Consider the following 12,190-nt stretch of genomic DNA (forward strand, 5'->3'; position numbering starts at 1 on the left):
GTCGAAGCGTCTACCACTGCCACATCCTCGACCACGAAGACCTTGGCATGATGGCGACCGTCAATGTCAATACCTGATGCCGCCAACTCATTGTCCGATCTCGCAATGCCAAGGCACGAATCTGAGCTGCCTTTTCGCACAGGTATCACGCCCCCAACGCAACCGTGTTGATGAGCCGTAGGGCTATTATTTGGCGGCATCCAGAGTAATTGTCAATACCTGTGGATCAAGATCTTTGAGGCGGCTTCCTGGGTGGTCTTGTCATCGGGGCGTTCGATGAGGTTGCCGTTCTTGAAGCGGGCGTCGGCGCGGACGAGCGCGACCGGGTGTGGCGCGTTCATGGCGTGCCAGCGTGCCGCCGGGTCGTGCAGGCCCGCGGCGCCGCCAGCTTGCCTAGGTCCTGATTGAACACCGTGCGACCGCAGTCGATGGTGGTGCAGCGGTAGCGGGGCACCGCCACCCGCAGCACCAGTGGGTAGCCTGCCACCGGTAGATCGGTCAACGGGCGAGTGACGGTGTCGCGGTAGCGGCCCTCACCTCCGCAGCCCGGGCATCGCGGATCCCGTGCCACCGGTGTGCAGAAGATGGTCGTCGACTCCTCATCAATGGCGGCGTCGGTGATCGTCACGCCCAACTCGATGGTGCGCATGATCGTGTCGGCGACAACAGACGGCGGGCAGGCAGTAGCCTCAGGCAAGGGTCACCTCGGTGGTGTGGTGAAGCGTGTGTAGGAGCTTGCATCGTCACCCACCGAGGCCCCACCTCATCGAAACGACACGAACCCGCTTGCCGCGATATCGCCGATCTCAGGTGCACTCTCGATTACGAAGAGCCACTAAAGTCCTCGGCCCGTGCTGATAAGCGGCGAGCGAGCGTGGCCAGCTCGCATACCCGAAGATGCCACGTCGCCGGCTGGAAACGCCTCCAGATTGGGCCCGACTGAACCGCCCCGCTCGAAAATGCAACCACTGTCTGTCGCAGCGCGGACTTGGGGTCGGTAGGCGAGTGCGTGTCGACGCGAACAGTCTGGTAACAAGGGACGAACGAGAACACCAATAGGCTTCCGCAGCAGTATTTTCCGAAGTGGACCGACCTATTGCGATGGGATGCTGAGGAGATCGACGCGGTCGCGATGGCGCTCAACAACTGACCTCGAAAGACACTCAGCTGGAAAACCCTCGCCGAAGCCCTCAACGACCATCTAATACCGGTTCAATCAGCCGGTGTGACGACGACTCATTGAACCTGGACAATACACATCCGCGCAACTGGCACGGTTCGCCGCGCGGCACAACCTGGCTCGCTCTCTCGGGGGTACCGGGGGGTGCTGGGATAACGCTCGGGCCGAATCCTTCTGGGCTACATTGAAAGTCGAGTTCTACGACCGCTAACTGTGGCCAACCAAAACAGTCGCCAAACTCGCCGTCGGCAACTGTATCGAGTGAGTGTACAACCGCCGCAGACGCCACTCAGCAATCAGTATGATCAGCCCGGTCGACTACGAAGGCCGACACACTCAGACGGCACAAACCGCCTGACCCTGTGTCCACCAAACGGGGTCAAGCCCACCTGGTCGGAACTCCGTCGGTGAGGCTTTGTTTCCTACGTTCAGCTGGGCTCGCGAAGTGGGAGGCCGGCAGCGCGATAGATCGCATCGATCACAGTCATGTTCTCGACCGCGTCGTTCGGCGTCGTCTTCACTGTTTCGCCGCGCAGCACTGCCGCGGCGAAAGCGTCGAGCTGGTAGGCGTAGGAGGTGCGGCGCGAGAAACGTTCCACACGTCTGCCATCGGCTGATCGCACGGAGAGCCGGTGGAAGAACTGGGGCATTACCGGATTGAGCACACGCAGCTCGCCGTGATCGCCAACCACCCTGGCGCTGATCTGTAGCAGATCCGACGACCACATCGCGCAGCGGACCCGGCCGGTGTGCCCACCCGGAAACCGCAACTCGGCCGTCATGGCCCGGTCGATCTGCGGATCGCGCAGTTTCGCCTGCGCCGAAACGACTTCCGGGGTTCCACCGCCGAACGTGCGGGCCATATGGACCGCATAACACCCGGCGTCCATCGTCGCGCCACCGGCGAGCGAGTAGTTATAGCGGATGTCGGAGAACTTCAGCAGGGGGTAGCACAAAGTTGCCTCCACCCGCTCGAGCTTCCCCAGTTCGCCCGCGGCAATGATCTGCTCGATTCGCAAAGCCAGCGGATGGTAGCGGTAATGGAACGCCTCCATCACGACCCGGTCCGACTTCGCGGCGAGTTCGGCGATCTCACGGGCTTCGGCGGCGTTGGCGGTGAACGGCTTTTCGCACAGCACGTGCTTACCGGTGGCCAGTGCGGCTCGGGTCCACCGGCCGTGCAAGCTGTTCGGCAGCGGATTGTAGATAGCGTCGAGGTCCGGATCGGCGATCAGCGTTTCGTAGCTTTCGTGCACCCGGGCGATGTCGTGTTTCGCAGCAAAGGCCTTCGCACGCCAGGTATCGCGCGCCGCCACCGCGGCGACTACAACCTCGGCGCTTCCCTTGGCCGGCTTGATGAGGGCCATCGGTGCGATTCGCGCTGCACCCAGCAGGCCGATCCGCAGCGCGTTGGCCTCGTTGGCAGTCACGAACGTGACGCTAGCACTCGTCACGGCTCGGTCGGTGACGCGAGAAGTCGGAAGCGACTCAACGACGTCTCGGTCTTGCGCTGGAAGACAAAGGCCTCCCCGGGATGCGACAGGTAGATCGGCCGACCCGTATAGCATTTCGGCCAATCTAATGGCGCGGGCGGCTGACGCTCCAGCGGTGCCGCTTTACTGCTGAGGGCGCAGGGATTCGACAAGGTCTGGGATCTGGCCGGCGGTGGCCAGCCGACCGGTGCGCGCAGCCTCGTGCAGCGGCCGCCACGCGGCGGCGATCAACGTCGCGATGATGGGTCAAGCGTCGGATTCGACGCGATCCGTCACCGGCGATCGACACGGTCGGCGGATACGCCACGACACACGCTGTCGGTGTGCTCGGCGTCGCCTGTGCTATCTGCGGAGTAGATGTATACGGTCGCCAATGCTCTCCTGCGAAAATAGCTAAGCCTCGATCCACGGACGTTCCGGACTGAGTGGGTCGGGGGCTGTTGATCTTGATTGTCGGGATGCGTGCGTGGGGTATCGGCTGGTCTGTCCAGCTTTTCCTGTGTGCTCCGGTCGGGCCTTTCGGCGGGGTGGTCAGGATGTCGCGGGCGGTGGTGGCGGGTGTTGGATTGTGTGGCACCACAGTTGAAGCCATGGTCGGCGCCAGGGCCAGTGAGTGGGCAGGTGCAGGACCGGGCGGCGTTGTGGCCGGGCCAGTCGGGCGGGAACGTTGATGATCTTGCGCCGCAGCGTCGATCCGCGTGCCCGGGCGTGCTGGTCGCCGGCGAGGATCCCAGCGGCGCGTAGCAGGTTGTGAGTGATCGCGGCGCACAGGATCCAGGCCGAATTGGCGCCGAAGCGGCCTGAGGGCAGATGCGCCAGCGGTCCGTCGATCAGGTCGGCGAACACGGTCTCGATGATGGCGTGTTGGCGATGGGTGATGTCGGCCTCGGCGACCGGCAGGTCGGTGTTGGTGAAGAACGGGTGGTAGCGCCAGACCGGGAACAGGGCATCGGGATAACAGGCGTCCTTGACCCGGCGCACCACCAGCCGGGCGGTGATCCACTCCTTGCCGGAAGCGAAAGCAGTGTAAGGGATTTCGGCGACCTCGGCATCAGAGATCCATCCACCGGTGTCGGGATCTTGGACGGCACCGGGATAGGACACCGGGCGTCGCCGGTTCCGGGGAGTCAAACATCCGGCAGTGGATCATCGAGAACGACCTGTTCGATGAATCATTCCCCTGCCGACCGACATGTTCTACAACACCGGCATCAGCACCTCTGCGGAAGCCCTGATATTGGTGAACCGCCGTCTGGGGCGCCGGTGGATTCGCACGGGGTGCAACTCAGTCGGCGACTTGATCACCGCCAGCCTCCGGGTGAACGTATTCAGGATCTGACTCGTCCCGCATAGACAGCCGCCACCTGCAGCAGACGTCATCCTTGCTGGTGCGCGGGGGTATCGCCAGGATCTCCACCTTCATGTTCGGGGTGTACATCTTGGCCGTCTCGATGATCGAGGCGGGGCACGTCACATGAGAGGCCTTCTCCGCAATATCGTGACGCCCCAACGCTTCCCATTGATCCACTGAAACGCATTTGTTGTAGGTCATGATGCCGACTTCGGGCTCCGGCATCTCAAACGTCAATTCGAAGGCCTTGCCGGGGAACGCCGACGCATCGATCTGAAGGTCTTTCATGAAGGCCTCGACCGTGCCGTCCCCGACCTTCATCCACCGGGCCTTGAGGTCGCGCACCGCCGGCAATACCTTTTCGCTCCACAGGTCCCACTGAAACTCGAACATCGCGTCAAGCCCGTAACGCATCACGATGTCGCCCGCCCACGCCTCGATGGCAGTCAGCAGATATTCGTGGCTACCCAGCACCAATCGCACCAGCCGGTCTTTGGGGTGGTCGATGTACTTCTGATCGGGTCTGAACGGGTTGATCGTCACCACGCCGCCGTCCTCACGCCGGGCCGCCACCTCGCGTTCGACTTCGGCGACGACCGCCTCGGCCTCGTCATCCGGGAGTCCCATCCATTCGTCGAGCATCCGGCGCAGTTGCGGTAGGACGATGTTTTGCCAAGCCTCCGACTGGATCTCGCGCATCAGATCGTGGCCGTACCGCGTGGCCACCTCGTCCGCCCATGCCTCGACGCACACTCGGTAATACTCGTCGCTCATGGCCAGCATGTTGACCAGGGCGTGATTGGAGAAGTCCGAGAACCTCAGATCGGCCTTGAACGGGCCGCTGTAGTCGGGCAGTTCCTGGCTCTCCTCGACCCTGATGTCCCCCCGCGTGTCGGGACCAATCGGCTTATGCGTGCCCGGCGGGTCGACCACTGGATATTTTTTGAAGTGCTCCAGATCGACGGGGATGTCCAACGGGCTCGCCGGCTGGTGCTCCTCGTAATCTGCGCCGACCTTGCGGACGTCAAGCACTTTCTGGACGCTTTCGTCGATTTCGGGCATTCTGGTACTCCTTCGCTGCGACCGGTTGGGACTGGGTAGCCGATCGGCTAGCGGTCAGGATAGTCGCTCGGCTGGGAAACCATCAAAGGTGAGGCGAGCGCCGGCTGGCTACGGCTGGGCACCGTGACGCTGGCCCTGGCGGTGCTGGCCGGCTTGGTGATCAATCGCCAGGCTACCTGGCTGACCGTGCTCCCAGTTTCTCTGACGCGGAGCAAGCAGCGGCGGCCTGTGGCGCCGGCACCGGATGCGGCCGCAACATGCCGTCACCGCGGTTCCCGCCGTCTCAATAACGAACCGCATTACAAGGCCTGCAACAAGGATGGTGCCCTAGTGACCACCGACTCCAAGGAACGACCGACGACCTCGAAGTCGGGAATGCCGAGTTGGCTCAAGCGAGTGATCATGTTCGCGATCCTCGGCGCTGTCCTCGTCATCGTGTATTTCATTCTGGCGGCGTTCCTCCCGCGTTGGTGGGCGGAGCGGATAGGCGAGCTGTCCGATAGAGGTTTCGCCCGGGGTATTACGTGGGGTCTGCTCTTCGGCGGACTGTGCACGCTGGTGCCGTTGCTGCAGGTGCTACTGGCCGTCCTGGTTTGGCACAAGCGCGGCGGGCGGGTCATCGCCGGCATCGCGACCCTTCTGGCGCTCCTGTTCGCGTTGCCGAATCTGATGACGCTCAGCGTCGTGCTCGGAGGCAACAGCGCCGCGCACGCGGGCCAACGGATCATGGACGTGGAGGCACCGGGATTCCGCGGCGCCTCCCTGGTCGGGGCGATCGTCGCGGCGCCGGTATTCGTTGGGGTGGTCGTGTTGACGATTCAGTACCGACGTCGCGGACGTCAGCTGGCGAAGGCACGCGCACAGTAGACGCCCGCTGCTGCGGGGCCGACCGCACCGATGTCGCACCATCCACGCAGCAGCCCTAAACGCTTCGTCATCGCTTGGCCCCGACGGTCGTCATGATTTTGCCCCCACTCGCGGGTAGCGCCTCGCTGGCTCAGCGGCGAAGCCGCCATGCGCAGTGGGCGCGCCGCGGCCGAGTGGTTCAGCTCCTCGGCGACCGCTACGAAGTAGCGCAAATGGAGCATCTCCATGCCGGTCTCAACTTGCCGGTCAATAACCTGCGGTCCGGGCATGGTCACCCGCGCAGCACCGAAGCGCGACGATCGAGCGCGGTCCGACGTCGAGTTGTGCGCCGGCTGTGCCCGTTCGTGCGGGATCGAACGTGTCACAGACGATGTCCCAACGGCGCCCTGAGGCGTCGGCGGGCACGGTGAACATCAGAGGTTCCCACCACGCGTTGACGAAGAACAGGAAGTCGTCATCGAGCAGTGGTGTGCCGGCGGCGTCGACGTCGGGGTCCGTTGAGCCGTCTATCCAAAGGGAGACGCTCCGCGCCACAGGGTCGGCCCAGTTCTGATCGGTCATTTCCGTCCCCGACACGGTGAACCAGCGCAAGTCCGCAGCGGCGGGACCGGTGAGGAAGCGCCGCCGTCGAAACACCGGATGACGGCGCCTCAACTCGATGAGATCCGTTGTGAACCGGAGCAAGTCGCGGTCGATCGTCGACCAGTCGAACCAGGTGATGTCGTTGTCCTGGCAGTACGCGTTGTTGTTGCCCCGCTGGGTGCGGCCGGCCTCGTCGCCGCCGAGCAACATCGGCACACCGGCCGAGAGCAACAGGGTCGCCAGAAAGGCCCGCTGCTGTCGCGCCCGCAACGCCCGCACGGCCGGATCCGTTGTCGGACCCTCGATCCCGCAATTCCAGGAGCGGTTGTCGTCGGTGCCGTCACGATTGCCCTCGCCGTTGGCTTCGTTGTGCTTGCCGTTGTAGGACACCAAATCGGCCAAGGTGAAGCCGTCATGCACGGTGACGAAGTTGACCGATGCGCTTGGGCGACGTCCCTCGCCACGCCCGCCGTAGATGTCGGCCGAACCGCACAGTCGCGACGCGAAGTCGCCCAGCATCCTGTCCTGGCTGCGCCACCAGTCGCGGGTGGTGTCGCGGAAGCGCCCGTTCCACTCGCTCCATAGCGGCGGGAAACGGCCGACGTCGTAGCTGTCCATTCGGCCGACGTCCCACGGCTCGGCGATCAGCTTCGCCTGCGAGATGAGCGGATCTTGGGCCACCAAATCAAAAAAGGCCGAGAACGGGTCGAAGCCACCCTCCTGCCGGCCTAGGGTCGGTGCCAGGTCGAAACGGAAGCCGTCGACGCCCATCTCGCCGAACCAATAGCGCAGCGAATCCATGATCATCCGCAGTGCCACAGGGTTTCCGGTGTTCATAGAATTACCGCACCCGGTGGTGTCGATGTAGCGGCCTGGGTCCTGCGGGTCGAGGCGGTAGTACGCGGCGTTGTCCAAGCCGCGGTAGCACATTGTGGGACCTCCGGGTCCGCCTTCGGCGGTGTGGTTGAACACCACGTCGAGCACAACCTCCAGTCCCGCCGCATGCAAGGTATCGACCATCGTGCGGAATTCCGCGACCTGGCCGCCGGGCCGGCCGGCGCGCACTGCCGCGGAGTAGCCGGCGTGCGGGGCGAAAAAGCCGATCGTGTTGTACCCCCAGTAGTTCGTCAGACCGCGCGCCACCAGGAATTCCTCGGGCACGTAGTGGTGGACCGGCAGCAGCTCCACCGCGGTGACACCGAGACGGATCAGGTGCTCAAGCGACGCGTCGTGCGCCAAACCGGCGTAGGTGCCGCGGAGTTCCGGTGGCACGCCGGGATGGGCGGCGGTGAATCCGCGCACGTGCACTTCGTAGACAATCGTGTCGGCGAGCGCGTGCTGTGGGCGGAATGCTGTCAGGGCGGGTGCGCCGGCGAGGACCACCCCGCGCGGCATGTGAGCGGCCGAGTCCAGCGGGCTGGGCGCGGATGGGTTATCTGTTGCGTGCCCGAGCAGTTCGGGCCCGAACCGCACCTGGCCCTCGATTGCGCGAACGTACGGGTCGAGCAGCAGCTTCGCGGCGTTGTAGCGCAGGCCGCGCGCGGGTTCGTAGGGCCCGCTGACGCGGAGACCGTAGAGCTGCCCTGGCCCTACCCCCGGGACAAACCCGTGCCAAACGTCGCCGTCGCGCTCCGGCAGATCCAGTCGTTCCTCGGCGCCGTCGGCGTCGAACAGGCACAGGGTCACCTGCTCGCCGTTCGACGACACCGCGAAGTTCGTACCGTGCGCGTCGGTGGTCGCGCCCAGAGGCGAGGACCAGCCGGGAAGAATTTTGTGGCTCATCGGGTCTTCTCCTCCATCGCGAGCCGCCTGGCGCGCATTCCGGAGTCGGCCGAAAGTAGCGACCCATGCCGCTCTCAGCCGCTCCGGTCACGGTTATGTTCCGAGCCTTTCAGAACTGAGCATGGTATGTCATCCGTCGCGCGGAGACGTTGCGTAAATGGGTGCGCCAGGCCGAGGTCGACGCCGGTGATGCGGAGGGTGTGCCGAGCGAGACCGCGCTGGAGCTGCGGGAACTGCGCCGCAAGTGCCGCGAGCTTGAGTCGACGATCGAAATCCTGAAGGCCGCAACGAGTTTCTTCGCGCGGGAGTGCGACCCGCTACACCGCTGATCGGTACATTCATCGACGAACACCGTGACCGGTTCGGGGTCGCACCGATCTGCCGCGCGCTGGGCGTGCATGGTGTGCAGATCGCCCCGCGCACCTACTGGGCGCACCGGTCGGCGGCACCGTCGAAACGGGCCCTGTGGGACACCACGATCACCGAGATCCTCGCCGGCGTCTACGAACCCGACAGGGACGGCAAACGCCCGCCGGAATCGCTGTACGGCTATCTGAAGATGTGGGCGCACCTGCGCCGCCAGGGCATCCCGGTAGCCCGTTGCAAGGTGGAGCGGATCATGCGGGTCAACGGCTGGCGCGGGGCCACCCGGGCCCGCCGGGTGCGCACCACGATCGTTGATCCGGCAGCGGCTCGGGCGCCGGATCTGGTGCGGCGGCGCTTCGGTGTCATCGCCCCGAACCGGCTGCTCGTGGCGGACTTCACGTACGTGCCGATGGCCGGCGGCGGGTTCGGTTACACCGCGTTCGTGATCGACGCCTACGCCGGGTTGATCCCCGGCTGGGAATGCTCGCTGTCGAAACAGACGGCGTTCGTCGAACGCGCGATCCGCGCCGCGGCGATGCGTCGGGCCCGGGAAGGGCACCCGCTGACCGGTGAGACGATCCATCACTCAGACGCCGCCCAATACACCGCAATACATTTCACCGAGACACTGATGCTGGCCGGGCTGATCCCGTCAATCGGCACCGTCGGGGACGCCCTCGATAACGCGTTGGCCGAAACTACGATTGGGCTGTACAAGACCGAGTGCGTGCGCGAGGGGTCGCCGTTCCGGAACGGGCCGCTGAGCACCCTGGCCGACCTCGAAGAGATCACCTCGGCGTGGGTGCACTGGTACAACACGAGCAGGCTGATGCACCGTCTCAGGCGCCGTCCACCTGCAGAAGCCGAAGCCGAGTACTACGCTCACCTCGAGGTCGGACAGCACACCGATCACACATAACGAAGTGTGGCCAGGACGTAATTGTTTCAACCGCCAGGGAAGACACGACCAATGAGGTGAATAAGCGTGGCTGTCTACCAACTACACAGAGACGGCTCGATTTGGCAATACACCGGTCCGCCCGGTAGCGGTTGGCAGGAACTCGACAACAATGTCGCCACGAACGATATCGTCGCCGATGGCGCGCATCTTTACCAGCTGCACCGTGATGGCTCCATTTGGCAGTACACCGGTCCCCCCTTAGCGGGTTGGCAAGAACTCGACAACAACCCACAGTGTCGCGCTCTAGCGGCCAGTGGAGGGCGCCTCTATCAACTACACAGCGACGGTTCGATCTGGCAGTACACGGGTCCGCCGATGGCCGGGTGGATACAGCTAGATACCAACCCGCTGACAACGGCGATTGTCGCCGACGGCGGCGATCTCTATCAGCTCCACAATGACGGTTCGATTTGGCAATACACCGGTCCACCCGTTAGCGGTTGGGTGCAGCTCGACACAAATCCGCGGACTACCGCTATTGCTGCAAGTGCCGGCCACCTGTACCAGCTTCACAATGACGGCTCGGTCTTTAAGTACACTGGCCCGCCCGTCAGCGGTTGGGTGGAACTCGACACCAACCCGCGGACAACAGCAATTGTCGCTACCGACACTGACCTCTACCAACTTCACAACGATGGCTCCATCTGGCAGTACACCGGTCCACCCGTTAGCGGTTGGGTGCAGCTCGACACCAACCCGCGGACAACAGCGATCGTGGCGGCCGGCCCATACCTCTACCAGCTCCATAACGATGGCTCCATCTTTCAGTTCACAGGGCCCCCTATCACCGGTTGGCTCGAGATTGATGCGAATCCTCAAGGATCAGCCATCGCCGCAGGCACGGACTCACGACGTGGTACCGCCTACGTCGCTGGGGCTGCCGTCCGGGATGTCACCCCGACGCCTGCGATGATTGCGGCAGGAAACATTTGGCTCTGGGGTTACGGGGACCGGACGCGGGCCTGCACAGGGGTACGAGAGCCGCTAACGACACGAGCTGTCGCCGTGCGCGACGAAGACGGTACGACCGTAGTGATCGCCACTATCGATGTCGGCGCGCTCGACCCGGCGTTCACCGACCGCGTCAAGACTCGGATAACGAACGAGTTCCCGGCACTGACTCCGGAATATGTGTGTCTCAATGTGTCACATACCCATGGAGCCCCTGCCGTGGTCCAGATTCCTACCTGGCAACTCGGGGTGGCAGACCCGGACACCGATTATCTCTCCCTCTTGGAGGACCAGGTTGCGGGCGTCATCTTGGACGCACTCGCAGTGATGCGTCCGGCCGGCCTGGGATGGGCGAGGGGAATTACCGACATCGGCTACGACCGGCACTTCGGTGAGCCCGGATTCTACGATTCGGTGCTGGATGTCGTCCAAGTGACGGGGGTGGACGGCGACTGCATCGCCGTACTGTTTGAAACCCCCTGCCATCCGGTCTGCTTGGGCGACGTAGATGAGGTCTATGCCGACTTTCCCGCGGCGGCTCGATCCGCGATCGAGGACAGGTACGGCGGAGTTGCGCTCTTCTTGCAAGGATATGCGGGCACGTGCAATCCCAGCTCAGACGACGATGCAGCGGCCGGCGACACCCTCGGGGCGGACGTCTTGGCCGTGCTCGCCGGCCCAGTCCAGAAGCTCACCGGGCCCATTGACGCTTGGATAACGTCCGTCGCGGTCCCGTTTCAGTCGCTGGCTCCACAGACCATTGAATCATGGAGTTCCTGGGCGCAAACGCAGCCGGATCTCAGTGATCCCACCTCATACAGCGCGCTCATCAGTCGCTGGACCAAGTACATGGATTCGCTGCAACCTGCTATTCCGTCCTCCCTCGTAACGCCTATTCAATGCCTCCGTATCGGAGCCGGCCTTACCGGATGGTACGTTCTGGCCAGCGGCCATGAGGTTGTCATGAACTTCGCACCCCAAATCCGGAACGCTCGACCGGACCTGGCCATAACCACAATTGGCTACTCCAACAGCCAATTGTCCTATCTGCCCTCGACGTACGTCCTCCTGAATCCGGATGAGCGCTCCGCCTTTCCGGCGCTCAGCTGCTCGGCCAACTACGAAGGTGCCTATTCCTTCCTATGGTATGGCCATCCGGGACCTATCACCGTGGAGGTGGACAACCTCTTTCTGAACGCCCATAGCAATCTCCTAAATGACGCACTTGACTAACCGATTCGGCGCGGCGGCTAGCCCGGATCTTTCGTACGGGTGATGTGGTGGCCTGACTGGTTTCGGATTGGCTTGTTGATCTTGAATTTTGTGGTTCGGGTTCGTTGAGGCGCCCGGTCAGCGGGTTGTGTCGGGTTCCAAGGCCCGGGGTGAGATTGTCCTTTCGGCTCGTGGTGATGGGTTGGTGCTTGGTCAGTCGGGCTGTAGTCGGGTCAGCGCGGTGGTGAGCAGGGCCGCCCAGGGGGCGTGGGCGGCGAGCCGGAGTCTGGTTCGTCGGGCATGTCGGGCGATGCGGCCGGCGATCGAAAACAGCCGCAGCCGTAGTCGTTTGGGTTCCCAGCGGCGCGCGTCGTGGCCATGCA

General features: G+C 63.7%; 10 protein-coding genes, 2 pseudogenes and 1 other annotated feature. Of the genes and pseudogenes, 4 read left to right on the forward strand and 8 right to left on the reverse strand.

The features are described 5' to 3' along the window. On the forward strand, positions 1–77 hold a 77-nt coding region (locus ACLP9N_RS24765), incomplete at its 5' end, for a multicopper oxidase domain-containing protein (protein WP_442409861.1). 135 nt (positions 78–212) lie between these two features. Here the strand turns inward: ACLP9N_RS24765 and ACLP9N_RS24770 are convergent. The 5 genes and pseudogenes from ACLP9N_RS24770 to ACLP9N_RS24790 all read right to left on the reverse strand — a co-directional run bounded on the left by ACLP9N_RS24770 (position 213) and on the right by ACLP9N_RS24790 (position 5,086). Then, entirely contained in the window at positions 213–341 is a 129-nt protein-coding gene (locus ACLP9N_RS24770) for a hypothetical protein (RefSeq protein WP_442373198.1), read from the reverse strand. Beyond that, complete coding sequence (locus ACLP9N_RS24775) at positions 338–697, reverse strand: transposase family protein (RefSeq protein ID WP_442373197.1); 360 nt, start codon at positions 695–697, stop codon at positions 338–340. Before ACLP9N_RS24775 ends, ACLP9N_RS24770 begins: the two co-directional genes overlap by 4 nt. Before the next feature lie 911 nt (positions 698–1,608). Next, positions 1,609–2,610 (reverse strand): Gfo/Idh/MocA family protein, encoded by a 1,002-nt coding sequence (locus tag ACLP9N_RS24780; protein WP_442373196.1) that lies wholly within the window; start codon positions 2,608–2,610, stop codon positions 1,609–1,611. A gap of 594 nt (positions 2,611–3,204) precedes the next feature. Further along, positions 3,205–3,780: pseudogene (locus ACLP9N_RS24785) on the reverse strand (IS1380 family transposase); the annotation flags it as partial. Between the two features lie 178 nt (positions 3,781–3,958). Further along, positions 3,959–5,086 carry a hypothetical protein gene (locus ACLP9N_RS24790; RefSeq protein ID WP_442409859.1) on the reverse strand — a complete coding sequence of 376 codons (1,128 nt, stop codon included), beginning with the start codon at positions 5,084–5,086 and terminating at the stop codon, positions 3,959–3,961. Positions 5,087–5,416: 330 nt separating this feature from the next. Between ACLP9N_RS24790 and ACLP9N_RS24795 the strand changes: the two genes are divergently transcribed. Then, positions 5,417–5,953, forward strand: a complete 537-nt coding sequence (locus tag ACLP9N_RS24795; RefSeq protein WP_442373192.1) for a permease — start codon at positions 5,417–5,419, stop codon at positions 5,951–5,953. On the opposite strand, the gene ACLP9N_RS24800 is transcribed toward ACLP9N_RS24795, so the two are convergent. Beyond that, positions 5,926–6,180 (reverse strand): LysR family transcriptional regulator, encoded by a 255-nt coding sequence (locus ACLP9N_RS24800; RefSeq protein ID WP_442373190.1) that lies wholly within the window; start codon positions 6,178–6,180, stop codon positions 5,926–5,928. The genes ACLP9N_RS24795 and ACLP9N_RS24800 overlap by 28 nt on opposite strands. Before the next feature lie 19 nt (positions 6,181–6,199). Next, complete coding sequence (gene glgX, locus ACLP9N_RS24805) at positions 6,200–8,317, reverse strand: glycogen debranching protein GlgX (RefSeq protein ID WP_442373188.1); 2,118 nt, start codon at positions 8,315–8,317, stop codon at positions 6,200–6,202. A 143-nt stretch (positions 8,318–8,460) separates the two neighbouring features. On the opposite strand from glgX, the pseudogene ACLP9N_RS24810 reads away from it, so the two are divergent. Together ACLP9N_RS24810 and ACLP9N_RS24815 are read left to right on the forward strand one after the other, a co-directional pair. Continuing rightward, positions 8,461–9,602, forward strand: a pseudogene (locus ACLP9N_RS24810) (IS3 family transposase); the annotation flags it as partial. Then, positions 8,604–8,735, forward strand: a sequence feature (AL1L pseudoknot). (Overlaps the previous pseudogene by 132 nt.) A 66-nt stretch (positions 9,603–9,668) precedes the next feature. Next, complete coding sequence (locus ACLP9N_RS24815; protein WP_442409860.1) at positions 9,669–11,828, forward strand: hypothetical protein; 2,160 nt, start codon at positions 9,669–9,671, stop codon at positions 11,826–11,828. 192 nt (positions 11,829–12,020) lie between these two features. On the opposite strand, the gene ACLP9N_RS24820 is transcribed toward ACLP9N_RS24815, so the two are convergent. Then, a partial coding sequence (locus ACLP9N_RS24820; RefSeq protein ID WP_442409244.1) for a transposase occupies positions 12,021–12,190 on the reverse strand: 170 nt, incomplete at its 5' end.

The organism is Mycobacterium sp., assembly GCF_052144515.1.
In the GTDB taxonomy this organism is placed as follows: domain Bacteria; phylum Actinomycetota; class Actinomycetes; order Mycobacteriales; family Mycobacteriaceae; genus Mycobacterium.

What these genes read in the sequence shown, in the direction of transcription:
- ACLP9N_RS24770 (WP_442373198.1), bottom strand. Translation starts at nt 341, where the DNA reads ATGAACGCGCCACACCCGGTCGCGCTCGTCCGCGCCGACGCCCGCTTC.
- ACLP9N_RS24800 (WP_442373190.1), bottom strand. Translation starts at nt 6,180, where the DNA reads ATGGAGATGCTCCATTTGCGCTACTTCGTAGCGGTCGCCGAGGAGCTG.
- ACLP9N_RS24790 (WP_442409859.1), bottom strand. Translation starts at nt 5,086, where the DNA reads ATGCCCGAAATCGACGAAAGCGTCCAGAAAGTGCTTGACGTCCGCAAG.
- glgX (WP_442373188.1), bottom strand. Translation starts at nt 8,317, where the DNA reads ATGAGCCACAAAATTCTTCCCGGCTGGTCCTCGCCTCTGGGCGCGACC.